Annotated in this window: 20 protein-coding genes and 1 other RNA gene; 13 read left to right on the top strand and 8 right to left on the bottom strand. The window is 64.4% G+C overall.

Going from position 1 to position 23,731, the window contains the following annotated elements; translation table 11 throughout:
* The 4 genes from AC0L2F_RS10315 to AC0L2F_RS10300 form a co-directional block, all read left to right on the top strand.
* On the top strand, nt 1–981 hold a 981-nt coding region (locus tag AC0L2F_RS10315), incomplete at its 5' end, for a sensor histidine kinase (protein WP_473248283.1).
* Nucleotides 982–1,429: 448 nt separating this feature from the next.
* Entirely contained in the window at nt 1,430–1,894 is a 465-nt protein-coding gene (locus AC0L2F_RS10310) for a (2Fe-2S)-binding protein (protein ID WP_198287862.1), read from the top strand.
* Nucleotides 1,895–1,902: 8 nt separating this feature from the next.
* A complete protein-coding gene (locus tag AC0L2F_RS10305; protein ID WP_473248282.1) occupies nt 1,903–4,080 on the top strand; it encodes a xanthine dehydrogenase family protein molybdopterin-binding subunit in 2,178 nt (725 codons plus the stop codon).
* On the top strand, nt 4,077–5,420 hold the full coding sequence (locus AC0L2F_RS10300; protein WP_473248281.1) for a c-type cytochrome: 1,344 nt from the start codon (nt 4,077–4,079) through the stop codon (nt 5,418–5,420). Before AC0L2F_RS10305 ends, AC0L2F_RS10300 begins: the two co-directional genes overlap by 4 nt.
* A gap of 158 nt (nt 5,421–5,578) precedes the next feature.
* On the opposite strand, the gene AC0L2F_RS10295 is transcribed toward AC0L2F_RS10300, so the two are convergent.
* From AC0L2F_RS10295 to AC0L2F_RS10275, 5 genes are all read right to left on the bottom strand, one after another.
* Nucleotides 5,579–6,403, bottom strand: a complete 825-nt coding sequence (locus AC0L2F_RS10295) for a TIGR00282 family metallophosphoesterase (RefSeq protein WP_007605532.1) — start codon at nt 6,401–6,403, stop codon at nt 5,579–5,581.
* On the bottom strand, nt 6,381–6,977 hold the full coding sequence (locus AC0L2F_RS10290; protein WP_473248280.1) for a 5-formyltetrahydrofolate cyclo-ligase: 597 nt from the start codon (nt 6,975–6,977) through the stop codon (nt 6,381–6,383). The genes AC0L2F_RS10295 and AC0L2F_RS10290 overlap by 23 nt, the downstream gene beginning before the upstream one ends.
* Before the next feature lie 100 nt (nt 6,978–7,077).
* A non-coding RNA gene (gene ssrS / locus AC0L2F_RS10285) (6S RNA) lies at nt 7,078–7,237 on the bottom strand.
* A gap of 48 nt (nt 7,238–7,285) precedes the next feature.
* A complete protein-coding gene (locus AC0L2F_RS10280; protein WP_007599950.1) occupies nt 7,286–7,669 on the bottom strand; it encodes a cell division protein ZapA in 384 nt (127 codons plus the stop codon).
* The gene (locus AC0L2F_RS10275) at nt 7,666–7,986 is read right to left on the bottom strand and encodes a DUF4164 domain-containing protein (RefSeq protein ID WP_026232773.1); all 321 of its coding nucleotides are present in this window, start codon (nt 7,984–7,986) and stop codon (nt 7,666–7,668) included. The genes AC0L2F_RS10280 and AC0L2F_RS10275 overlap by 4 nt, the downstream gene beginning before the upstream one ends.
* Here AC0L2F_RS10275 and AC0L2F_RS10270 point away from each other — a divergent pair.
* The 9 genes from AC0L2F_RS10270 (at nt 7,955) to AC0L2F_RS10230 (ending at nt 17,857) form a co-directional block, all read left to right on the top strand.
* Nucleotides 7,955–8,101: a hypothetical protein gene (locus AC0L2F_RS10270; RefSeq protein ID WP_156526966.1), complete on the top strand. Its 147-nt coding sequence runs from the start codon at nt 7,955–7,957 to the stop codon at nt 8,099–8,101. The two genes, AC0L2F_RS10275 and AC0L2F_RS10270, sit on opposite strands and share 32 nt — an antisense overlap.
* A 184-nt stretch (nt 8,102–8,285) precedes the next feature.
* Nucleotides 8,286–10,271, top strand: coding sequence for a transketolase (gene tkt / locus AC0L2F_RS10265; RefSeq protein ID WP_473248279.1), 1,986 nt, complete (start codon nt 8,286–8,288; stop codon nt 10,269–10,271).
* 146 nt (nt 10,272–10,417) lie between these two features.
* The gene (gene gap / locus AC0L2F_RS10260; RefSeq protein WP_473248278.1) at nt 10,418–11,425 is read left to right on the top strand and encodes a type I glyceraldehyde-3-phosphate dehydrogenase; all 1,008 of its coding nucleotides are present in this window, start codon (nt 10,418–10,420) and stop codon (nt 11,423–11,425) included.
* Between the two features lie 150 nt (nt 11,426–11,575).
* The gene (locus AC0L2F_RS10255; protein ID WP_035973567.1) at nt 11,576–12,772 is read left to right on the top strand and encodes a phosphoglycerate kinase; all 1,197 of its coding nucleotides are present in this window, start codon (nt 11,576–11,578) and stop codon (nt 12,770–12,772) included.
* A 67-nt stretch (nt 12,773–12,839) separates the two neighbouring features.
* Nucleotides 12,840–13,907: a class II fructose-bisphosphate aldolase gene (fba, locus tag AC0L2F_RS10250; protein WP_007599942.1), complete on the top strand. Its 1,068-nt coding sequence runs from the start codon at nt 12,840–12,842 to the stop codon at nt 13,905–13,907.
* Between the two features lie 257 nt (nt 13,908–14,164).
* Nucleotides 14,165–15,190 (top strand): class I fructose-bisphosphate aldolase, encoded by a 1,026-nt coding sequence (locus AC0L2F_RS10245; protein ID WP_473248277.1) that lies wholly within the window; start codon nt 14,165–14,167, stop codon nt 15,188–15,190.
* A gap of 3 nt (nt 15,191–15,193) precedes the next feature.
* Complete coding sequence (locus AC0L2F_RS10240) at nt 15,194–15,883, top strand: thiamine phosphate synthase (RefSeq protein ID WP_063994717.1); 690 nt, start codon at nt 15,194–15,196, stop codon at nt 15,881–15,883.
* 8 nt (nt 15,884–15,891) lie between these two features.
* On the top strand, nt 15,892–16,986 hold the full coding sequence (locus tag AC0L2F_RS10235; protein ID WP_473248276.1) for a tetratricopeptide repeat protein: 1,095 nt from the start codon (nt 15,892–15,894) through the stop codon (nt 16,984–16,986).
* Nucleotides 16,987–17,071: 85 nt separating this feature from the next.
* Nucleotides 17,072–17,857: an inositol monophosphatase family protein gene (locus AC0L2F_RS10230; RefSeq protein WP_007605524.1), complete on the top strand. Its 786-nt coding sequence runs from the start codon at nt 17,072–17,074 to the stop codon at nt 17,855–17,857.
* A gap of 24 nt (nt 17,858–17,881) precedes the next feature.
* On the opposite strand, the gene AC0L2F_RS10225 is transcribed toward AC0L2F_RS10230, so the two are convergent.
* From AC0L2F_RS10225 to AC0L2F_RS10215, 3 genes are all read right to left on the bottom strand, one after another.
* The gene (locus AC0L2F_RS10225; protein WP_473248275.1) at nt 17,882–19,027 is read right to left on the bottom strand and encodes an AAA family ATPase; all 1,146 of its coding nucleotides are present in this window, start codon (nt 19,025–19,027) and stop codon (nt 17,882–17,884) included.
* A gap of 298 nt (nt 19,028–19,325) precedes the next feature.
* Nucleotides 19,326–22,484 (bottom strand): multidrug efflux RND transporter permease subunit, encoded by a 3,159-nt coding sequence (locus AC0L2F_RS10220; protein ID WP_473248274.1) that lies wholly within the window; start codon nt 22,482–22,484, stop codon nt 19,326–19,328.
* A gap of 6 nt (nt 22,485–22,490) precedes the next feature.
* Nucleotides 22,491–23,681, bottom strand: a complete 1,191-nt coding sequence (locus AC0L2F_RS10215; protein ID WP_473248273.1) for an efflux RND transporter periplasmic adaptor subunit — start codon at nt 23,679–23,681, stop codon at nt 22,491–22,493.
* Nucleotides 23,682–23,731 lie beyond the last annotated feature (50 nt).

Below are 23,731 nucleotides of genomic sequence, written 5' to 3'. Positions count from 1 at the left end.
GTGCGCATGTTGGGAGGCGAGAAGCTCAGCGGCATCAATCCAATCGGATTTTCGGCGCCGAGATACGATTGGCGACTGCTTCAGCGCTGGAACATCAGCGAGAGCCGCCTCCCGCCGGGGAGCGAAATCCTGTTTCGGGAGCAAACTGCATGGCAGCGTTATTCCTCACAAATCGTGCTGATCACTGCCGTTCTTCTCGCGCAAGCTGGGTTAATCTTGGCCCTGCTCAATGCACATCGTCAGCGTCGGTTGGCGGAAGTACAAGCGCGGCAGCGAATGAAAGAACTCGCTCACGTCAACCGCTTCTCGACCGCTGGGGAACTTACTGCGTCGATTGCCCATGAAATAAATCAGCCGCTAGGGTCCATTCTGACGAATACCGAAACGGCACAGGCGATACTTAAATCCGGCAATCCGGACCTTGCCGAACTAAGCGAAATCCTGGGCGATATTCTACGGGATGATCAGCGCGCCAGCGAAGTCATTCGAAGGTTACGAAGCTTGATGAAAAAAGCTCCCTTCGACCCGATAGAATTGGACCTCAACGATGTTGTGCGGGAAACCGTAGATTTTCTTTCCGCATTGGCCATCGCACGACAGATCGAACTGACCAGCCCGACTACGCAGAATGCGCTTCCAATCCTCGGCGACCGCATTCAACTTCAACAGGTTGTTCTGAACCTGGTCATGAACGGCATCGAGGCGATGAAGGATACGCAGCCGGAACATCGCAGCATCAGCATCCGGACTTCGCGCGTCGAGAAGTTTGTGGAGCTATCCGTGTCGGATCGCGGACCCGGCATTCCAGAAGACAAATTGAAACAGGTTTTCGAGCCGTTTTACACCAGCAAAGCCGAAGGCATGGGCATGGGCTTGTCCATTGCGCGCACCATCATCGAAGCGCACAACGGGTTCATATCAGCGAGCAATCGAGAGCACGGCGGTGCCTCGTTCACGATCAGGCTTCCCTTTGCCGGGTGATCCAAGACGGCGCCTGAACGCGGAGACAGACCCCTCACCCGAGTGAGCCTGCGTCTACCGGCGTCGCGGCCCTCTCCCACAAGGGGAGAGGGCACAACAATGAGCCGCTGCAATTGATCGGGTCAGAGGTGCTCGCCGTCGATCGACTTCCACAATCGCACGACTTTCGTCATCGCATGATTTTGCGCATTCGCACGATCATCTGCGGCGATCAATGACGCGCACGAAGAAAAAGCGTCAGAAAATGACGCTTATCATATCAATTAGCCCAAAATCGCTGCAGCGATCGCCGCACAAATTCGTGAACGTCATGGCCTGACGCGCTCGCTGCGCAAAAATGCATTGCCGGACATGTCGACGCTTCATCGTTTCGCATCGATATGATTATTGTGCGCGCGAATTCGCTGACTAGATCGCCGTAAGCGATCGAGCGAGCAAGGGGATGCATATGGCAACTGTTCTCACCATCAACGGCGAAACGAAATCGTTCGACGCGCCACCTGACATGCCGCTGCTGTGGGTCCTGCGCGACGTCCTCGGGATGACCGGCACCAAGTTCGGCTGCGGCATCGCGCAGTGCGGCGCCTGCACCGTGCACGTCGATGGCAAGGCGGTGCGCTCCTGCGTCTTGCCGGTCAGCGCGGTCGCGAACCGCGCCATCACCACGATCGAGCATGTCGGCAGCACGCCGGCCGGCGCAAAAGTGCAGAAGGCCTGGCTCGATGCCGAAGTGATCCAGTGCGGTTACTGCCAGTCCGGCCAGATCATGGCGGCCGCGGCACTGCTGGCGGCAACGCCCAGCCCTGACGATTCCGACATCGACGCGGCGATGGCCGGCAACATCTGCCGCTGCGGCACCTATGTGCGCATCCGCGAGGCCATCAAGCAGGCCGCCTCCGGCCGGCCGTCGTGAGGTTCGCCATGATCACTGAAAAGACTGTTCCCGCCGTTTCCCGCCGCTCGCTGCTAACTGGCGGTCTCGCCACCGGCTTTCTGCTTGCCTTCCACCTGCCGCTACGCGCTGCCGTCAACGAGCCGGAGCAGCCGAAGGACACCACCGACGGCAAGTTCGCGCCGAACGCCTTCATCCGGATCGAAGAAACCGGCCGCACCGTCCTGATCATGCCGCAGGTCGAGATGGGCCAGGGCATCTACACCTCGATTGCGATGATCCTCGCCGAAGAGCTCGATGCCGATTGGGCAAAGGTCGCGGTGCTGCACGCGCCTCCCAACGACCAGCTCTACGCCAATCCCGCCTTCGGCCTGCAAGCGACCGGTGGTTCCACCTCGGTCCGTGCGTGGTGGAAGCCGCTGCGCACTGCCGGCGCCAGTGCGCGGGCGATGCTGGTGCAGGCTGCAGCGGTGCAATGGCAGGTCGAGCCTGCGAGCTGCACGACATCGAAGGGCGAGGTCGTGCATGCCGCAAGCGGCCGCAAGCTCGGCTATGGCGAACTGGCACTGGCCGCACAGGGCCAGACGCCACCGAAAGACGTCCCGCTCAAGGACCCCAAGGATTTCGTGATCATCGGCCAGCCGCTGAAGCGGCTCGATACGCCGGACAAGGTCAACGGCAAGGCCGTCTACGGCATCGACGCGATCCTGCCCGGCATGAAGATCGCCGCGATCGCCAATTGCCCGGTCTTCGGCGGCAAGGTCGGCAAGGTCGACGACAGCGCGGCGGTGAAAATCCCGGGGGTGCGCAAAATCGTGGTGCTCGAGGACACGGTCGCCGTGATCGGCGACCACATGTGGGCCGCGAAGAAGGGCCTCGATGCGCTCGAGATCGAGTGGAACGAGGGACCGAACGCGAAGCTCAGCACGGAGGACATCTGGCAGCATCTGCGCGCCGCCAGCGCGAAGGACGGCGTGGTCGCGAAATCGGTCGGGGACATCGCCAAGGGGCTCGCCAGCGGCGACAGGTTCGAGGCGAGCTTCGAACTGCCGTTCCTGGCGCATGCCTCGATGGAGCCGATCAATGCCACCGTTCACGTCAGGCCGGATGCCTGCGAGATCTGGACCGGCACGCAGATCATGACGCGCGTGCAGTCGGAGGCGGCGAAAGCCGCGGGCCTCCCGGTCGACAAGGTGATCGTCAACCAGCATCTGCTCGGCGGCGGCTTCGGCCGCAAGCTCGAGCCGGACATGGTGGTGGCGGCCGTGAAAATCGCAAAACAGGTCGACTATCCCGTCAAGGTGATATGGACGCGCGAGGAGGACATCCAGCACGACGTCTATCGGCCGGTCTATCGCGACCAAATCACGGCGTCGCTGGTCGACGGCAAGGTGGCGGCCTGGAAATACAAGGTCGCCGGCTCGGCGGTGATTGCGCGCTGGCTGCCGCCGGCATTCCAGAAGGGTATCGACATCGACGCGGTCGATGCCGCCGTGGATGCGCCCTACGACTTCGCCAACTTCCATGTCGAATATGTCCGCGCCGAACCGCCGGCGGTGCCGACCGGCTTCTGGCGCGGCGTCGGTCCGAACAACAACGTGTTCGCGGTCGAATGCGCGATGGACGAGCTGGCGCGCAAGGCCGGCAAGGACCCGGTCGAATTCCGCCGCTCGATGCTGACCAAGAATCCGCGCATGCTCGCGGTGCTCGATCTCGCGGCCGAGAAGTCCGGCTGGGGCCAGGCATTGCCACCACGGGTCGCCCGCGGCGTCTGCGTGCAGCCGTCGTTTGCGAGCTTCCTCGCGACCGTCGTGGAAGCGGAGATCGACGATATCGGCGAGATCGTGCTCCGCCGCATCACCTCGGTTGTCGACACCGGCATTGCGGTCAACCCCGATACCGTGAAGGCGCAGATCGAGGGCGGCCTGATTTTCGGCCTCACCGCCGCTCTCTATGGCGAGATCACCATCGAGAAGGGCCGCGTGCAGCAGTCGAACTTCCACGACTACCGCATGATGCGCATCAACGAGATGCCGAAGATCGAGGTGATCGTCGTCAAGAGCGGCGAGGCGCCCGGCGGCATCGGTGAGGCCGGTGTCAATGCCGGCCCGCCGGCGCTGCGCAACGCCATTTACGCGGCAACCGGCGTCGCGCTACGGCGCCTGCCGATCGATCGGAAACTGCTCGCTGCGGGGAAAAAGGCATGAGCGGCAAGATGCGTATTCTCACTGGCCTCGTCGTGATCGCCATCGTCGTGGTGGTATCAGGCGTCTGGTTTATCCGCGGGCCCGGCCCGCTCGACTTCGCGGGCGGCCCCAAGGTGGCGCTGGCGGATTACCGTGCCGGCAAGCCGACCGGCGTGCCGGCCAGGCTGGAGAAGGCGAGCCTGGTTGAACGCGGCGAATACCTCGCGAAGGCGGCCGACTGCATGGTCTGCCACACCAAGCCCGGCGAAAAGGACTATTCCGGCGGGCTCGGCTTCAAGCTGCCGTTCGGCACGCTGTATTCCACCAACATCACGCCGGACAAGGACACCGGCATCGGCAATTACAGCGACCAGGATTTCCTCAACGCCGTCCAGCGCGGCAAGCGCCACGACGGCGCCCGGCTTTATCCGGCGATGCCGTACACGTCCTACACCTACATGACCGACGAGGACGTGCTGGCGGTGAAGGCCTATCTGTTCAGCCTGCCGGCGGTGCGCGCGAAGCCGCCAGAGAACACGCTGTCGTTCCCGTTCAACCAGCGCTGGGCGATGATTGTCTGGTCGGCCGTGTTCAATCCCGACACGCGCTTTGCGCCCGATACGTCGAAGAGCCCGGAGTGGAATCGCGGCGCCTATCTCGTGGAGGCGCTGGCACATTGCGGCGAATGCCACACGCCGCGCAATCTCGGCTTCGCGCTGGACAACCGCAAGAAGTTCGCCGGCGCGATCACGGCCGGCTGGCGCGCCTTCAACATCTCGTCCGACAAGGCCACCGGCCTCGGCAGCTGGCGCGACGAGGACCTGGTCTCCTATCTGTCGCTCGGCCATGCGCCGGGCCACGGCTCGGCGTCGGGTCCGATGGGTGAAGCGGTCGACCACAGCTTCAGCCAGTTCGCGCCTGAGGACATAAGCAGCATCGTCGCTTATTTGCGCAGCGTGCCGCCGCAGCCCTCGCCCGACCTGCCCGCAACCACCGCGCCCGTTGCGCCCGCCTCGCACAAGGACGGTGTTACGGCGGACGCGCGCGGCAAGAATATGTTCGCCAGCGCTTGCGCCAGTTGCCATGGCTGGAGCGGCGAGAGCCCGGTCTCGCCGATGGCGACGCTGACCGGCACCTGGGCCGTCAACGACCCCGCCGCCACCAACGTCGCGCAGATCGTGCTGTCAGGCACCAAGCGCCACACGCCCGACGGAGCGCTCTCGATGCCGGCGTTCGGCAACGCCTATAGCGATGACGAGATCGCGGCGGTGGCGAATTACGTCACGGCAAGGTTCGGGACGAAGGGCTCGAAGCTGACGGCGAAGGATGTTGCGGAGTTGCGGGAGCAGACGGCGGAGTAGGTCCCAATGTCGTCCTGGCGAAAGCCAGGACCCATTTTTCCCAACTGCCTGTTTGGCGCGACACGCTCGACCACGAGCCTGCCCATTACCATCGCCGGTGGTAATGGGGCTTGGCTTTCGCCAGGACGACACTGAGTGTGTGGCGAGCTACGCGCCAACTAGCTCAACCAAAACTTCGGCGTCGTCGGCTCCAGCCGGCCGCCGGCGCGCACCGGTGCAATCCGCAGTGCGAGTCCGGTCGCGTCATCCGTCTCCACGGCCACGCCGCTCAGCGTCGCAGCGCCCGCCGCCGGCTCGAAGCGGCCCGATGGAATGCCCGACGTGAACCTCCGCAGCGGCTCCTCCTTCTGCATGCCGATGATGGAATCGTAGTCGCCGGTCATGCCGGCATCGGTCATGTAGGCGGTGCCGCCCGACAGGATCTGGTGGTCGGCCGTCGGCACATGGGTGTGGGTGCCGACGACGAGGCTGGCGCGGCCGTCGCAGAAGAAGCCGATGCCCTGCTTCTCGCTGCTCGCCTCGCAATGAAAGTCGACGACGATGGCGTCCGCCGCAATGCCGAGCGGACAGGCCCCGAGCTCGCGCTCGAGCGCAGCGAAGGGATCGTCGAACGGGGTCATGAAGACGCGGCCGAGCGCGTTGACGACGAGCGCGTGCTTGCCGTTCTTGGTTTCCACCAGCGCAGCGCCGCGGCCGGGCGTGCCGCGCGGATAGTTCGCCGGCCGCACCAGACGCTCGGCGCGCTCGATGAACACCAGGGCTTCGCGCTGGTCCCAGGAGTGATTGCCGAGCGTCACCGCGTCGGCGCCGGCGTCGAGAAACTCCTGATAGATCGCTTCCGTGATGCCGAAGCCGCCGGCGGAATTCTCGCCGTTGACGACGACGAAATCGAGCGACCAGTCCTTGACCATGCCGGGCAGATATTCGGCGATGGCATTGCGCCCGGCACGGCCGACGACATCACCCACGAACAGAATGCGCAACTTCAGAACTCCGGAAATCGAATACGTCCGATTCCGTTAGCACATAATCCAGCGCCACGTCGTGGGATAGTGCCGGAACCGCCTTGATCTCCTGCGCTGCAAAAGCGAGCCCGATGCCGACGATATTCTTGGCTTTTCGCAGATGCGCGAAGGTGTGGTCGTAATGCCCCGCGCCATAGCCGATGCGATGGCCGAGACGATCGAAGGCAGCGAGCGGCGTCAGCATGATGTCGGGAATGACTTCAGCCGCTCCAGGCGATGGCTCGGGAATGCCGAGCGGGCCGAGCATCAGGCGATCGTTCGGATGGAAGACGCGGAAGATCAGCGCCTGGCCGCGCGCGGTGACGCAAGGCAGAGCGAGCCTGGCGCCCTGCTCGGCGAGCGTCTTCAGCAGCGGCATCGGATCGATCTCGCTGCGGATCGGCGAATAGCCGGAGACGACGCTGCCAGGCAGGAGCTGGAATGGCAGCCCGCGCTTGGCGAGCTTCGCGGCGGCGGCGGTGCGTTTCTTTTCGCTCAGCGCATCGCGCGCCGCGAGGGCTTTGGCGCGGAGTTCGGCTTTGGTGTTGGTCATGCGCTTGCCCCCGAGGCAGAGCTACCCCCGCTGTCATCACCCGCAGCGTGTCGGGGACGCAATTTCGACAGGCCCGAACCAGAAGGAAGAACAACAAAAGTGCGAAGCCGCGAACGCCGTTGAAGCACTCGATCCCGGAGTTCCCTACGAAAGTAGGTGGGCACCATATGTCCGAGCCCACGGGCCCGGCCAGGGACAGTTCCCTAAAGGATCGATAAGGCCCCGGGGATAATGGCTCCTGACGCGCGTCGCAGCCCCGCTTGGGCAATGTAACAACGATGCTGACGAATCGCCAGCCCGGTGAACGGTCAGCCGATGGCGATCCCGTTGCCCACTGTCCGGTTCAGGACCTGGGTCGACTTCTCGATGCGCTCGGCTGCAGAGTTCAGTGCGTTCACGACCGCGGTCTGGGTCAACCGGGCGCGCTCGACGGCGGCGTTGCGGAAATCCCGCAATTCGGTCAACTCCTGCTCCATGGTGCGGATGCGATTGCCGGCATCGACCAATTCGTCGCAGACGGTCAGCGCCGCCATCACGGTGAGCCTGGCATCACCGATCTCGCCGAACTTTCCGCGCAGCGACTGGATCCGCGTCTCCAGGCTTTCGGCGAGCTTGAGCAGCCGCACCTCCTGGCCCTCCTCGCAGGCCATGCGGTACTGCCGGCCGTTGATGGTGACGTTGATGTGGCTCATCCATCCTCTCCGGTATCGAGCACCGAGCGAATCGTGACGATCGCGGAATCCAGCCGATCGGAGATCTCGCGGCTGGAGCGCTCGAGCTTGCGCGCCTTCACCAGCGCGCCGTCGAGTTCGTCGGCAAGGCGCGAGCGGTCCGCGCCCAGCGCCTGGATTCGCGCGGCGAGCTCGTTCTCGTCGCGATCGGCATCGCGCCGCCGCTCCACCGCGCTTTCGAGCGAGTCGAGCGCCGCCATGAGCCTGCGGGTCGCGATCTCGATCTCGACGGCCGAGGACTCGGTCATGGCAGAGCTGTTGGATACGCGATCGTTCATGCAGTCAGCGGCGGAACCTGTGGCCTATCTGGTGGCATTTACCTTGGAGCTTGCCGTCCGGCAAAAGACTCGGTTCGGCAAGCGGTTAGAAGCAGAAATTTACGTGGCAAGCTAGCGGAGCGCAACGCCGCCACGAAACTATGCACCGTTAAGCAACTTTTGCCGCCAAACCGGCGTTTGATTGCCTTGGCCTGCCGGAACCGAGATGCTATCCCAGCCGCGACCCCAGCGGCCGAAAGGCTCCTTCCGGCGCGGCCAAATCCAGCCACAAGCGCCTCATTTCAGACGGATTTTCAGACATGACGCAGGTCGATCACAACCGTATGGCCAATGCGATCCGCGGCCTTGCCATGGACGGCGTCGAGAAGGCGAAATCGGGTCATCCGGGCCTGCCGATGGGCGCCGCCGACATGGCGACCGTGCTGTTCACGCAATTCCTGAAATTCGACGTCGCCGCGCTGGACTGGCCGGACCGCGACCGCTTCGTGCTCTCGGCCGGGCACGGCTCAATGCTGATCTATTCGCTGCTGTATCTGATCGGCAGCCCCGAGATGACGATCGACCAGCTCAAGGACTTTCGTCAGTTGGGGTCGCTGACACCAGGACATCCCGAGCATGGCCACACCAAGGGCATCGAGACCACCACCGGTCCGCTCGGCCAAGGCATTTCCACCGCCGTCGGCATGGCGCTCGCCGAGAAAATGCTCGCCGCCGAGTTCGGCAAGAAGATCGTCGATCACCACACCTATGTGATCGCTTCCGACGGCGATTTGATGGAAGGCGTATCGCAGGAAGCGATCGCGATGGCCGGGCACTGGAAGCTCAACAAGCTGATCGTGCTGTATGACGACAACGGCATCTCGATCGATGGTCCGACCTCGATCTCCGATTCCGTGGACCAGGTGAAGCGCTTCAAGTCGGCGGGTTGGGCGGCCGAAAAGATCGACGGCCACGACCAGGCCGCGATAGCAGCCGCGATCACGCGCGCGCAGAAATCAAACAAGCCCACGCTGATTGCTTGCCGCACCACCATCGGCTTCGGCGCCCCGCACAAGGCCGGCACCAACAAGGTCCACGGCGAAGCGCTCGGCGCCGACGAGCTCAAGGCCGCCAAGGAAAATCTCGGCATTTCGCTGCAGCCGTTCTCGGTGCCCGACGACGTGCTCAAGGCCTGGCGCGCAGCCGGCAGCCGTGGCGCGGCGGCACGACAGGAATGGGAAGCAAGGCTCGGTGAACTCGGCAGCCGCAAGCGCGCCGAGTTCGAGCGTCGCCTGCGCCACGAGCGCCCGGCAGCGCTGGCAAAGGCGTTCAAAGGCTACAAGAAGGAGCTGCTGGAAAAGCCGATGAATGCGGCGACCCGCAAATCCTCCGAAGCCGTGATCGAAGTGATTGCCGGCGCGATGCCGATGGAATTTCTGGCGGGCTCGGCCGACCTCACCGGCTCCAACAACAACAAGGCGAAGTCGGCAACCGCGTTCTCGGCCAAGACGCCGAAGGGCCGCTTCATCCATTACGGCATCCGCGAGCACGGCATGTGCGCGGCGATGAACGGCATCTTCCTGCACGGTGGTTTTGCGCCGAACGGCGCGACCTTCCTGGTGTTCACGGATTATGCACGGCCGGCGATGCGGCTCGCCGCGTTGATGGGGACCGGGGTCGTTTATGTCATGACCCACGATTCCATCGGCCTCGGCGAAGACGGCCCGACCCACCAGCCGGTCGAACATCTCTCGGCGCTTCGCGCCATTCCCAACATGCGCGTGTTCCGCCCGTGCGATTCCATCGAGGTTGCCGAGTGCTGGGAGCTCGCGCTCAACCGCATCGACGGCCCGACAGTGCTGGCGCTGACCCGGCAGAACCTGCCGCAGCTGCGCACCGCCGCACCGAACGAGAGTCCCTGCCGGTTTGGCGCCTACGAGCTGGTGGCCGCCCAGGGCGAAGCCAAGGCGACGCTGTTCGCCTCGGGCTCCGAAGTGGAGATGGCCGTGGCCGCCCAGAAGCAGCTCGCCGAGCGCGGCATTCCGACCCGGGTGGTTTCGGTTCCCTCGCTCGAGCTCCTGCTAGCGCAACCAAAGGAACGCCGCGACGAGATCATCGGCAACGCCCCCATCAAGGTCGCGATCGAGGCCGCCGTGCGCTGGGGTTGGGACGCCGTGATCGGCCAGGATGGCGAATTTATCGGCATGCACTCCTTCGGCGCCAGCGCCCCTCTCAACAAGGTATTCCAGCACTTTGGCATTACCGCCGAGGCCGCGGTTAACGCCGTTCTGAAACGCGTTTCCTGAGAGTTGAGATTGCCGAAAAAAAGGACTACCTAACTCCCATATGATCAAGCCCCGCCCGGCCGAACCGGGCGTCCGCCCTAAAAAAACCCTCGCAGGCGCGCTAGCGCGTTGTGCGGGATGACAACGGTCATTGAAGGAGACGAAACATGGCAGTCCGCGTCGGAATCAACGGTTTTGGCCGCATCGGCCGCAACATCCTGCGGGCCATTGCCGAGTCCGGCCGCAAGGACATCGAGGTCGTCGGCATCAACGACCTCGGCCCGGTCGAAACCAATGCGCATCTGCTTCGCTTCGACAGCGTCCATGGCCGCTTCCCCGGCACCGTGACCGTCGATGGCGACACGATCAGCCTCGGCGGTGCGAAGATCAAGGTGACCGCCGAGCGCGATCCCTCGAAGCTGCCCTGGAAGGATCTCGGCATCGACATCGCGATGGAATGCACCGGCATCTTCACCTCGAAGGACAAGGCCTCCGCGCATCTGACCGCCGGCGCCAAGCGCGTGCTGGTCTCCGCGCCCGCCGACGGCGCCGACGCCACCATCGTCTTCGGCGTCAACCACGACACGCTGACCCGGGAACATCTGGTCGTCTCCAACGGCTCCTGCACCACCAACTGTCTTGCGCCGATCGCCAAGGTGCTGAACGACCTCGTCGGCATCGAGACCGGCTTCATGACCACGATCCACGCCTACACCGGCGACCAGCCGACGCTCGACACCATGCACAAGGATCTCTATCGCGGCCGCGCGGCTGCGATGTCGATGATCCCGACCTCGACCGGCGCCGCCAAGGCGATCGGCCTCGTGCTGCCGGAACTCAAGGGCAAGCTCGACGGCGTCGCGATCCGCGTGCCGACCCCGAACGTCTCGGTCGTCGACCTCAAGATCGTGGCGAAGCGCGCCACCGATCCGAAGGAAATCAACGAGGCGATGAAGCGTGCCTCCGAGCAGCAGCTCAAGGGCATCCTCGGCTACACCACCGCGCCGAACGTCTCGATCGACTTCAACCACGACCCGCACTCCTCGACGTTCCACATGGACCAGACCAAGGTGCAGAACGGCACGCTGGTGCGCGTGATGTCCTGGTACGACAACGAGTGGGGTTTCTCGAATCGCATGGCGGATACCGCCGTCGCGATGGCGAAGGTGATCTAAGCAAGGTCTCGTGTCCCGGACGCGGTGCAGCGCCGAAGCGCTGCTCCGCAGAGCCGGGACCCATTCAGCCGCGGGACTCGCTGCATGTGGGTCCCGGTTCTGCAGCGCACCGCTTCGCGCTGCGCCGCGCCCGGGACGAGAGAGCCAGAGATGACCGACAAATTCCGCACCCTCGACGACGTCGATGTGAAGGGCAAACGCGTGCTGCTACGCGTTGATCTCAACGTGCCCATGGAGAACGGGCGCGTCAGCGACGCCACCCGGCTCGAGCGCGTCGCGCCGACCATCACCGAAATCTCGGACAAGGGCGGCAAGGTCATCCTGCTCGCGCATTTCGGCCGGCCGAAAGGGCGCGATGCCAAGGACTCGCTCAAGCCCGTGGCCGAGGCGCTCGCCAAGGTCGTGAAGAAGCCGGTTGCGTTTGCCGACGACTGCATCGGCGAGCCCGCGGCCACGGCCGTTGCCGGCTTGAAGGATGGCGACATTCTCTGTCTGGAAAATACCCGCTTCCACAAAGAGGAAGAGAAGAACGATCCCGCCTTTGTCGCGGAACTCGCAAAACTCGGCGACATCTGGGTCAATGACGCGTTCTCGGCCGCGCACCGCGCCCACGCCTCGACCGAAGGCCTCGGCCACAAGCTGCCCGCCTATGCCGGCCGCACGATGCAGGCCGAGCTGGTTGCGCTGGAGAAGGCGCTGGGCTCACCGACCAAGCCCGTCATCGCGATCATCGGCGGCGCCAAGGTCTCGACCAAGATCGACCTGCTCGAAAACCTCGTGACCAAGGTCGACGCGCTGGTGATCGGCGGCGGCATGGCCAACACCTTCCTGCACGCCCAGGGCGTCGGCATCGGCAAGTCGCTGGCCGAGAAGGATCTCGCCGCGACCGCGCTGCGCATCATGGAAAAGGCGGAAGCCGCCAACTGCGCCATAATCCTGCCGGTCGACGCCACCGTCGCCTATCATTTCGCGGCCAACGCGCCGTCGCACGCCTATGGCCTTGACGCGATCCCGGCCGACGGCATGATCCTCGACGTCGGTCCGCAATCGATCGCACGTGTGCACGCCGCGATCGACGATGCGGCGACGCTGGTCTGGAACGGACCGCTCGGTGCGTTCGAAATGCAGCCGTTCGACCGCGGCACGATGTCCGCCGCCAAGCATGCCGCCGAGCGCACCAAGGCCAAGAAGCTGATCTCGATCGCGGGCGGCGGCGACACCGTCGCGGCCCTCAACCAGGCGCATGTGGCCGGTCAGTTCACCTATGTCTCGACCGCCGGTGGCGCATTTCTTGAATGGATGGAAGGCAAGCCCCTGCCCGGCGTCGAAGTTCTGCGCACCAAGTAATCGGTCGGCAAGTCGTCAGCCGCCTTCAAGCAGTGGCCTAGCAGGCCCAAACGGGAGAAAAACACAGATGGCTCGGATCACGTTGCGTCAATTGCTCGACCATGCGGCGGAGAACGATTACGGCGTCCCGGCCTTCAACATCAACAACATGGAGCAGGCACTGGCGATCATGGACGCGGCCAACCAGGTCGACGCGCCCGTCATCATCCAGGCCTCGCGCGGTGCGCGCTCCTACGCCAACGACGTCATGCTCAAGCACATGATGGACGCGGTGACCGAGATTTATCCGCACATTCCGGTCTGCGTGCATCTCGACCACGGCAACGAGCCGGCAACCTGCATGACCGCGATCCAGGCCGGCTTCACCTCGGTGATGATGGACGGCTCGCTCAAGGCCGACGGCAAGACCCCCGGCGACTGGGGCTACAATGTCGGCGTGACCAAGACCGTGACCGACATGGCCCATCTCGGCGGCATCTCGGTCGAGGGCGAGCTCGGCGTGCTCGGCTCGCTCGAGACCGGCATGGGCGACAAGGAAGACGGCCACGGCGCCGAGGGCAAGCTCAGCCACGACCAGCTCCTGACCAATCCGGATGAAGCCGTGAAGTTCGTGCAGGAGACCCAGGTCGACGCGCTCGCGATCGCGATGGGGACGTCTCACGGTGCTTACAAATTCACCCGCAAGCCCGACGGTGACATCCTCGCCATGAACGTGATCGAGGAGATCCACCGCAAGCTGCCGAACATGCATCTCGTCATGCACGGCTCCTCGTCGGTGCCGCAGGACCTCCAGGACATCATCAACGCCTATGGCGGCAAGATGAAGCCGACCTGGGGCGTGCCTGTTGCCGAGATCCAGCGCGGCATCAAGAACGGCGTGCGCAAGATCAACATCGACACCGACAACCGCATGGCGATGACCGGCCAGATCCGGAAAGTGCTCAAGGACAATCCGGAAGAGTTCGATCCGCGCAAATACCTGAAGCCCGCGATGGAAGCGATGACCAAGCTGTGCAAGCAGCGGCTCCAGGAATTCAATACCGCAGGGCAAGCCTCCAAGATCAAGAAGGTGCTGACGACGGCCGAGATGGCCAAGCGCTACGCCAAGGGCGAGCTCGCCCCGAAGGTGGCGTGATTTATCCCTCCCTCTCCCCGTTCTTACGGGGAGAGGGTTGGGGTGAGGGGCTCGCTCCGCGAGTTGTGCCCTATCAATAGACCTGTACCCCCTCACCCGGATTTTACGCGGCGCGTAAAATCCGACCTCTCCCCGCAAGCGGGGAGAGGTAACAGGCCCCCTCCCCCCTTACCCTGCGACGAACGTTAACTCGGCATTTGCCCGAGAACGGTCTATTTTCACCGGCAAGGGCAGAATCGTTTTGGGAGGACATCTCGATGAATCTGACTGAGCTCAACAGGATCGCGACTGCCATGGTCGCGCCCGGCAAGGGCATCCTTGCCGCCGATGAATCCTCCGGCACCATCAAGAAGCGTTTCGACGCGATCGGCGTGGAATCGACCGAGGAGAACCGCCGCGACTATCGCGAGATGCTGTTCCGCTCGAACGAAGCCATGAGCCGCTATATCTCCGGCGTCATCCTCTACGACGAGACGATCTGGCAGAACGCAAAGGACGGCACGCCCCTGGTCAAGCTGATCGAGACCAGCGGCGCCATTCCCGGCATCAAGGTCGACGAGGGCACGCAACCCCTGCCGATGTGCCCGGGAGAGCTCGTCACCGTCGGGCTCGACAAGCTCGCCGAACGGCTGAAGAAATATTACGAGCGCGGCGCACGCTTCGCCAAATGGCGCGCGGTGATCGACATCGGCAGCGGCATTCCCTCGATGACCGCGATCAGCGTCAACGCCCACGCGCTGGCGCGCTACGCAGCGCTGTGCCAGGCCGCGCAGATCGTGCCGATCGTCGAGCCCGAAGTGCTGATGGACGGCGACCACGACATCGATCGCTGCTATGAGGTGACGAGCCGTGTGCTCAACAAGACGTTTCAGGAATTGCGCGTGCAGCGCGTTGCGCTCGAGGGCATGGTGCTGAAGCCGAACATGGTAGTCCCCGGCAAGAAGTCTGCGAAACAGGCTTCCGTCGAGGAGGTCGCGGAGAAGACGATACGGCTGCTCAGGGCGTGCGTGCCCGCGGCGGTGCCCGGCATCGCCTTCCTCTCCGGCGGCCAGTCGGATGAAGAGGCAACGGCGCATCTCAACGCCATGCACAAGCTCGGCCCGCTGCCCTGGGGCCTGACCTTCTCCTACGGTCGCGCACTCCAGGCCGCGCCGCAGAAGGCCTGGTCGGGCAAGGCCGAGAACGTCGCGGCCGGACAAAGCGCATTCAGTCACCGCGCGCGCATGAATGGCCTCGCCTCCAAAGGCGAATGGCAAAGCAGCCTGGAACAGAAAGCGGCCTAGATCTTGTCGAACAAATCTCCTCCGCCGCGCCCGGCGCCGCGCCTTTATCTCGCGACGCCCGTCGTCGACGATCCCGCTTCGCTTCTGGCCGAGCTGCCCGGCCTGCTCGCCGCCGCCGATGTGGCGGCCGTGCTGTTGCGGCTGAAGGAAACCGATCAGCGCACCATGATCTCGCGGATCAAGGCGCTCGCGCCGCCGGTTCAGAAAGCGGGCGCCGCGCTGCTCGTCGACGGCCATCCTGAGCTCGTCGCGCGCGGCGGCGCCGACGGCGCGCACCTGCCCGGCATCGCCGCGCTGAAAGAGGCGCTGCCATCGCTCAAGCCCGATCGCATCGCCGGAGTCGGCGGGCTGACGACGCGGCACCATTCGATGGATGCGGGCGAGATCGGCGCGGATTATTTGCTGTTCGGCGAGCCCGACGCAAAGGGCCAGCGGCCGTCGTCGCAAGCGATCGCCGAGCGGCTGGACTGGTGGGCCGAGCTGTTCGAGCCGCCCTGCGTCGGCTTTGCCATGTCGCTGGAAGAGGCCCACGAATTCGCCGCCAGCGGCGCCGATTTCGTGCTGGTGGACGACTTCATCTGGGCCGATCCGCGCGGACCCAAGGCCGCGCTGGTCGAGATCGACGCTGCGATCAAGAAGGCCCATGCGACTGCGCTTGCGGGCCAAAATCCTGCGGGTCAAGAGCACGGCTAGTGCCCGACATGAAGCTCCCGCGCATCACCATCCTGGCCACGCTGCTGCTCACAGTGCCCGCGGCCGCGCAGCTCCAGATCACGCCGCCCGTGGCAACGCCGAACCCTTCGGCCGAGAAAACCAGGGACAAGCCGAAGGCCACGCAGCACACCATCACCAAGAAGAAGGAAGCGGCGCCGGCACCCAAACCGTCAGCCTCCCCCAAACCTTCAGCGTCCCCAAAGCCTGCACCAGCGGCGACGGTGATTCCGGCGCCTCCGACCGACAATCCCAACGTCGATCTGGTGTACGGCGCCTATCAGCGCGGCCAGTACAAGACCGCCTTCGAACTCGCCACCGCCCGTGCCGAGGCCGGCGATGCCAAAGCGATGACCATGCTGGGTGAGCTCTACTCCAACGCCATGGGCATCCGGCGCGACTACGCCAAGGCGCTGCAATGGTACAAGCGCGCATCTGATGCCGGCGACCGCGAGGCGATGTTCGCGCTCGCCATGCTCAGGATGACCGGCCGCGGCGGTCCGGTCGACAAGAACGAGGCGGTCAAGCTGATGGCGTCCGCCGCCAAGCTCGGCGAGCCCAAGGCGGCCTATAATCTCGCGCTGCTCTATCTCGACGGCCAGACCCTGCCGCAGGACGTCAAGCGCTCCGCCGAGCTGCTGCGCCAGGCGGCTGATGCCGGCCTGCCGGAGGCGCAATACGCGCTCGCGACCTTCTACAAGGAAGGCACCGGCGTGCCGAAAGACCTGGAACGGGCGGTGCGTTTGCTCCAGGTCGCCACGCTGACCGACAATGTCGATGCCGAGGTCGAATACGCCATCGCGCTGTTCAACGGCACCGGCACGCCGAAGAACCAGCCGGCGGCCGTAGCCCTGCTCCGCAAGGCGTCCCGACAGGGCAGCGCGATCGCGCAGAACCGGCTGGCCTGGGTGCTGATCAACGGCATGGGCACGGCCGTGGACAAGGTCGAGGGCTTCAAATGGCACCTGGTGGCCAAGACCGCGGGCAAGGGCGATCCGGAGCTGGACAAGCAATTGTCCGATCTGCCGGCCGAGGACCGGGCCAAGGCCGAGGCCGCCGCCAGGAAATGGCTCGGGACCAAATGACTTGACCTTAGGCCCCTCGCAGGGCACCCCATCCCTCAAACACGCGCGATTTCGCGCCATTTCCCCCGATCAAGACCGGAAGCTCATGCTGTATTCCGCAACTATCAACGTCATGGTCAAGGCCGCGCGCCGCGCCGGCCGCAGCCTCAAGCGCGATCTCGGCGAGATCGAGCATCTGCAGGTCTCGCTGAAGGGGCCGGCGAATTTCGTCTCGCTGGCCGACAAGCGCGCCGAGGAAATCCTCTACCAGGACCTCGCCAAGGCCCGGCCCGGCTACGGCTTCATCGGCGAGGAAGGCGGCACGCGCGAGGGCTCCGACAAGAGCCACACCTGGATCGTCGATCCGCTCGACGGCACCACCAACTTCCTGCACGGCATCCCGCAATTCGCGATCTCGATCGGGCTTTCGCGCGAAGGCACGATCATCGCCGGCGTGATCTACAATCCCGCCAATGACGAGCTCTACATCGCCGAGCGTGGCAAGGGCGCCTTCCTCAACGACCAACGCCTGCGCGTGGCCGGCCGCCGCCAGCTCAACGAATGCGTGGTGGCCTGCGGCCTTCCCCATATCGGCCGCGGCGACCACGAGGAATTCCGCCGCGAGATGACCGCGATGCAGGAGCGCGTCGCCGGCCTGCGCCGCTTCGGCGCCGCCTCGCTCGACCTCGCCTTCGTCGCCGCCGGCCGCCTCGACGGCTATTGGGAACGCAATCTGCAATCCTGGGACATCGCGGCGGGCATCATCATGCTGCGCGAGGCGGGCGGCACGATCACCGACATCGACACGCCCGGCGATGCGCTGGTGACGGGCAATGTCGTGTGCGGGAATGAATTCGTGCACGGGGAATTGGTGAAGATTTTGCGGAAGTAGGCCGCAGCAGTTCGACGGCGACGTTCAAGAATCGTCGTCCTCGTCCTCGTCCTCGTCATCCTCTTCCTCGTCGCGATATTCACCGCCGATGGTCAGGCCCTCGATGGCCGTGGCGCCTTTCGACTTGATCACCCGGCGAAGCGGGACCGAACTCTCGCTTCGCAGTGCGTCCATCAGCTGTTCCGAATGGGTGACGATCCAGATGTCGGCGCGGCGTGACGCCTTGGCGATGAGCCGGGCCAGTGGCGCCAGCAGCGACGCATGCAGGCTGGTCTCGGGTTCGTTCAGCGCAATGAAGGGCGGCAGCCGGTAACCCATGAACACCGCGAGCAGGCAGATGTATTTCAGCGTCCCGTCGGATAGTTCATGAGCCCTGAAAGGCCGCGGCATATCCGGCAATTGCAGATCGAATTCACACCTGCCGTTTTGTTCCCATGCGCGGAGTTCGGCGCCCGGGAAGGCATCCTGGATTGCGTCCTGCAGATCGTTGGCATCTTCCCGAATGACATAGAGAGTCGCCAGGGTGGCAGCCAGATCGATGCCATCGGCGCTGAGCGAGGGCGTTGCGATCGCGAGACAAGGCTTTCGTATGGGTGACGCCGGATCCGTGCGGAAGTCGTGATAGAATCGCCAGCCCAGCATCGCATTTCTGATCAGGTCGATCTCCGGGCATTGCTTGCCGTCGGAAAAAGCCGCAAGCGCGGTCTCTGACGGCAGCACCGCATCCTTGTGGCTGCTCCAGGCGCCGCTCTCGCCGCGGACGCTGATGAGCGAATTGATGCGCTCCATCAGCTTGACGGTTCGTTTGCCGTGAGTCGCCTCGATCATTTCGGCCTTGATCATCGGCTCGCCGGAAGACGCGGCCTGAAGCGGGCTCGGAAATCCGAGCTCGATGGAATAGCTCATGCTGTCGAATGTGGCCGACAGCCGCAGCCGACCGTCTTCGCCTCGTTTGCGTAGGCCGGACCAGCAGACCGAATTCAACCCGCCTTCATCGGCGATCGTGCGGGTGATCTGACCGGTCGCCGCGTCGCGCAGCAGCGACAGGGACTTGTACAGATTGGATTTGCCGACTCCATTCTCGCCGACAAACACGGACAAGGGATGGATGGGTATGGAGAGCCGCCGAATGGAGCGATAGTTCGAGATCGCAATGTCGGTCGGACGCATGACATGCTCTCAATCGGCAGGCGCCTGTGCATTCGCGGGGCGGTGCCAACACGTTGTTTCAATCCAGGGATGCAGTCTGGATTGAGGCCTCCGAGAAATCAAGCCGACCGATCCGGTGTTCACAGCAGTCGCATATGGATGACACGAGGACCGCGCGGCGGGTGAGGGCTCTCACCACACGGGGGCATCCTCCGCAATTCTCGGCAATCCCGACGTGGAGACACCCTCTCCCCAACCCTCTCCCGCAAGCGGGAGAGGGAGCCCACTATCGATGCTGCCCCATCTGCAAACCATAGGTTCAGTGACCGGCCCTTGCCGGCGCCGGCGGCCCGTACGTCTCGGTCCCCTCCGCCACCTTCTCCCGATCGCCGCCCAGCACGCGCTGCACCGAGACGAAGAACACCGGCACCATCAGCAGCGCCAAAATCACTACCGCGATCATGCCGCCCATCACGATGCTGCCGAGCGCCTGCTGGCTGGCGCCGCCGGCGCCGTGCGCAATGGCCATCGGCAGCACGCCGCAGATGAAGGCGAGGCCGGTCATCAGGATCGGGCGGAAGCGCAGGCGGCAGGCCTCGATGGTGGCGTCCACCAGCGGCTTGCCTTCTTTCCGCAGATCCTTGGCGAACTCGATGATGAGGATCGCGTCCTTGGCCGCCAACCCGATGATGGTGATCAGGCCGACGGTGAAATAGACGTCGTTGGGCAGGCCGCGCAGCATCGCTGCGACCACCGCGCCGACGATGCCGAGCGGCACGGTGAGCAGCACCGCGAGCGGGATGGTCCAGCTCTCGTACAGCGCCGCGAGACACAGGAACACCACGAACACCGAGAGCCCGAGCAGGAACGGCGCCTGCGAGCCCGACAGCTTTTCCTGAAGCGACTGCCCGGTCCATTCATAGCCGAAGCCGCGCGGCAGCTTGCCGGCGAGCCGTTCCATCTCGGCGATGGCATCGCCCGAGGTGAAGCCGGGTTTCGCCTCGCCCGAGATGCGCACCGCCGGATAATAGTTGAAGCCGGCGATCTGCGTCGGTCCGCGCGCCCATTCCACGGTGGCAAAGGACGAGAACGGCACCAGCTGGCCGCGGCTGTTCTTGACGTTGTAGTTGAGGATGTCCTCGGTCCGCATGCGGTCGCGGGCATCGGCCTGCACCACGACGCGCTGCATGCGGCCGCGGTTCGGGAAGTCGTTGATGTAGTTCGAGCCGAGATTGGTCGAGATCGTGTTGTTGATATCCTCGAAAGTGACGCCAAAGGCGCCGGCCTTTTCGCGGTCGATCACGAGATTGACCACGCCGGCCTCGGGCAGGCCTTCGACATAGACCTTCTGCAGCACGGCGCTGGCATTGGCCTCCGCGATCAGCTGGTCGGCCGCGCGCATCAAGGCCGGATAACCCTTCTGGCCGCGGTCCTGCAGGCGGAACGAGAAGCCCGAGGAGTTGCCGAGATTGTCGATCGGCGGCGGCTGCAGCGCGGAGATTTTTGCGTCGCGGATCGACGACGACAGATCGCGGTTGATGTCATTGACGATCGCCGCAGCCGAGTCCTTCGGCCCGCGCTCCGACCAGTCCTTCAGGGTGATGAAGGCCTGCGCGGTGTTCATGCCCTGGCCGGAGAAGCTGAAGCCGGTGAGGAAGGTGACGTTGTCGACGCCCGGGCGCTGCGCCAGGTATTTTTCCACTTTCTCGATCACCGCCTCGGTCCGGCCATAGGACGAATCCGACGGCGTCTGCACGTCGGTGGTGACGAAGCCCTGGTCGTCGACGGGCAGGAATCCGCCGGGCAGGTTGACGAAGGCCCAGGACAGGCCGGCGAGCAGCGCGACATAGACCAGCATCAAGCGTCCGGTGCGCTTCAGCGAGAAGCCGACGGTGCTGGAATAGCCCTCCTTGCTGCGGTCGAGCATGCGGTTGAACCAGCCGAACACGCCCCTCCTGGCGTGACCGTGGCCGGCAGCGACGGGCTTGAGCAGCGTCGCACACAGCGCCGGCGTCAGCGACAGCGCGAGGAAGGCGGAGAAGCCGATCGCGGCGACCATGGTCACGGAGAACTGGCGGTAGATGATGCCGACCGAGCCCGGGAAGAACGCCATCGGCACGAACACCGCCATCAGAACCAGCGTGATGCCAATGATGGCGCCCGATATCTGCGACATCGCCTTGCGCGTCGCCTCCTTCGGCGGCAGCCCCTCCTCGCTCATGATGCGTTCGACGTTCTCGACCACGACGATGGCATCGTCGACGAGGATGCCGACGGCGAGCACCATGCCGAACATCGAGAGCATGTTGATGGAGTAGCCGGCGAGCAGCAGAATGGTACAGGCGCCCAGCAGCGCCACCGGCACCACGATGGTCGGAATGATGGTGTAGCGGATGTTCTGCAGGAACAGGAACATCACCACGAACACCAGCACCACGGCTTCGACCAGCGTCGACAGCACCTTCTTGATCGAGGCCTCGACCACGGGCGTGATGTTGTAGGGGATCTCGTACGAAATGTTGGCCGGAAAGAAGCGCGACAGCTCCTTCATCTTCTCTTCGACGGCGCTCGCGGTCGCCAGCGCGTTGCCGGTCGGCGACATCAACACGGACAGACCGGCGGTCGGCTTGCCATCGAGACGGGTGTTGAACTGGTAGCTGAGGCCGCCGACCTCGATGCGCGCGACGTCGCGCAGGCGCACGGTCGAGCCGTCGGCATTGGCGCGCAGGATGATGGTGCCGAATTCATCCGGGGACGAGAGCTGACCCTTGACCAGCACCAGCGCGGAGGTGCGCTGGGTCGAGGTCGACGGCTCGGCGCCGATGCTGCCCGAAGCAACCTGCGCGTTCTGCGCGGCGATGGCCTTGTTGACGTCGTCGGCGGTCAGCCCATAACCGACCAGCTTGGCCGGATCGACCCAGACGCGAAGCGAACGTTCGGTCGAATAGAGCGTGGCGCGGCCGACGCCGGGGATGCGGCGAATCTCACCGAGCACGTTGCGGATCATGAAGTCGCCGAGCCCGACCTCGTCCAGGCTGCCGTCGGTCGAGCTCAGCGTGATGATCTGGAGCACCGCACTGGAGGCTTCCTCGACCAGGATGCCCTGTTGCATCACCGAGCGCGGCAGGCGCGCCTCGACCCGCTTGATGCGATTCTGCACCTCCACCGAGGCGTCGTTGGTGTTTGTGCCCGGCTGGAAATTGGCGATGATCTCGACCTGGCCGAGCGAGTCGCTGGTCGATTCGAAATTGAGGATGCCGGAGGCGCCGTTGAGCTCCTCCTCGATCAGCCGCGTGACGCTGTTGTAGAGGTTCTCGGGCGAGGCGCCGGGATAGCTGGTCGAGATCGAGATCGAGGGCGGCGCGATGATCGGATACTGCGCGATCGGCAACAGCGGAATCGAAATTGCGCCGACCAGACAGATGAACAGCGCGACGACCCAGGCGAAGATCGGCCTGTCGATGAAGAAGCTCGCCATGATGCTTTACTGCATCATCTGTGCGCGTTGACTTTCCACGATGGCTTCGGCCTCGGCCCAGGATTGCGGCTTGACCTTGTCGCCAGCTGCGAACTTCTGGAAGCCTTCCACCACGACCCTGTCACCGGCCTTCAGGCCCTCGGTGACGAACCAGAAGCCGTCTTGCGCCGAACCGATGCGCACCTGTTGCACCGCGACGCGGTGATCGTCCTTGACGACGAAGACTTCGCTGCCGCCGCCGCCGTTGCGCTGGATCGCCTGCTGCGGCACCGCGATCGCGTCGCTGTCGATGCCCTGCTCGATTCGTACGCGAACGTACATGCCGGGCAGCAATTCACGCTTCGAATTGGGAAATTCACCGCGCAAGGTCACCTGACCGGTGTTGGCGTCGACCTTGGCATCGGAGAACAGGAGCGTGCCGTTCAGCGGATAGATCGTGTTGTCGTCGAGCACGAGACGCACCTTGACCGCACCGGGCGCAATACGTTCGAGATCGCCGCTCTCGAAGGCGCGGCGGAGCTGATGGAGCTCGTTCACCGACTGGGTGAAGTCGGCGTAGATCAGATCGAGCTGCTGAATGGTGGCCAGGTTGGTTTCGTTCTGGACCACGAGCGCCCCCTCGCTGACCAGCGCGGCGCCGACGACGCCGTCGATCGGCGCACGCACCGTGGCATAATCGAGATTGAGCTTTGCCCGCGCAAGGTCGGCCTTGCGGCCCTCGACCTCGGCATGAGCCTGGCGCTCGGCCGCGATCGCCTTCTCGTTCTCCGCTTCGGGCGCGGCGCGCTGGGCTGTGAGCGTGGCGATGCGGCGCGCCTGTTGCTGGGACTGCATCAGCCCAGCCTCCGCTTTGGCGAGCGCGGCTTCGTTGGCCGATACCTCGACCTCGAACGGGCGCGGATCGATGCGGTAGAGCGGATCGCCGGCTTTCACTTCGCTGCCTTGGTGGAACAGGCGCTCAACAACGATGCCCGAAACCCGGGGCCGAACATCGGAGACTCGTGTCGGCGCGATTCGGCCAGGGAGTTCCCGCACGACCGCGCGCGGCTGCGGCCTTACGGTCACGATGCTCACGTCGGGTTCGGTCGGTTGCGCCTGGACGATCGCAGAGTTTGATTCATCGCAGCCCGCAAGAAGCGGTGCCGCGACCGCGAGCATTATGGCCATGCAGGCGGATCGCGCGTGAAGTGCTGACATAAGGGTAGTTGCCCCGTTCTATCGCTGGTCTTCCGAAGAAGTTCCGGACA

It is taken from the genome of Bradyrhizobium sp. Ken64 (assembly GCF_055807555.1).
Note: the sequence above shows the minus strand (reverse complement) of the source record. Positions and strands in the feature narration are given on the sequence as shown.

Coding starts and splice junctions, on each gene's coding strand:
- AC0L2F_RS10290 (WP_473248280.1), bottom strand. CDS start 6,977: ATGACCAACACCAAAGCCGAACTCCGCGCCAAAGCCCTCGCGGCGCGC.
- AC0L2F_RS10280 (WP_007599950.1), bottom strand. CDS start 7,669: ATGAGCCACATCAACGTCACCATCAACGGCCGGCAGTACCGCATGGCC.
- AC0L2F_RS10245 (WP_473248277.1), top strand. CDS start 14,165: ATGAATCTGACTGAGCTCAACAGGATCGCGACTGCCATGGTCGCGCCC.
- AC0L2F_RS10270 (WP_156526966.1), top strand. CDS start 7,955: ATGGCAGAGCTGTTGGATACGCGATCGTTCATGCAGTCAGCGGCGGAA.
- AC0L2F_RS10225 (WP_473248275.1), bottom strand. CDS start 19,027: ATGCGTCCGACCGACATTGCGATCTCGAACTATCGCTCCATTCGGCGG.
- AC0L2F_RS10235 (WP_473248276.1), top strand. CDS start 15,892: ATGAAGCTCCCGCGCATCACCATCCTGGCCACGCTGCTGCTCACAGTG.
- AC0L2F_RS10220 (WP_473248274.1), bottom strand. CDS start 22,484: ATGGCGAGCTTCTTCATCGACAGGCCGATCTTCGCCTGGGTCGTCGCG.
- AC0L2F_RS10310 (WP_198287862.1), top strand. CDS start 1,430: ATGGCAACTGTTCTCACCATCAACGGCGAAACGAAATCGTTCGACGCG.
- AC0L2F_RS10275 (WP_026232773.1), bottom strand. CDS start 7,986: ATGAACGATCGCGTATCCAACAGCTCTGCCATGACCGAGTCCTCGGCC.
- AC0L2F_RS10230 (WP_007605524.1), top strand. CDS start 17,072: ATGCTGTATTCCGCAACTATCAACGTCATGGTCAAGGCCGCGCGCCGC.
- AC0L2F_RS10215 (WP_473248273.1), bottom strand. CDS start 23,681: ATGTCAGCACTTCACGCGCGATCCGCCTGCATGGCCATAATGCTCGCG.
- AC0L2F_RS10255 (WP_035973567.1), top strand. CDS start 11,576: ATGACCGACAAATTCCGCACCCTCGACGACGTCGATGTGAAGGGCAAA.
- AC0L2F_RS10300 (WP_473248281.1), top strand. CDS start 4,077: ATGAGCGGCAAGATGCGTATTCTCACTGGCCTCGTCGTGATCGCCATC.
- gap (WP_473248278.1), top strand. CDS start 10,418: ATGGCAGTCCGCGTCGGAATCAACGGTTTTGGCCGCATCGGCCGCAAC.
- AC0L2F_RS10305 (WP_473248282.1), top strand. CDS start 1,903: ATGATCACTGAAAAGACTGTTCCCGCCGTTTCCCGCCGCTCGCTGCTA.
- fba (WP_007599942.1), top strand. CDS start 12,840: ATGGCTCGGATCACGTTGCGTCAATTGCTCGACCATGCGGCGGAGAAC.
- tkt (WP_473248279.1), top strand. CDS start 8,286: ATGACGCAGGTCGATCACAACCGTATGGCCAATGCGATCCGCGGCCTT.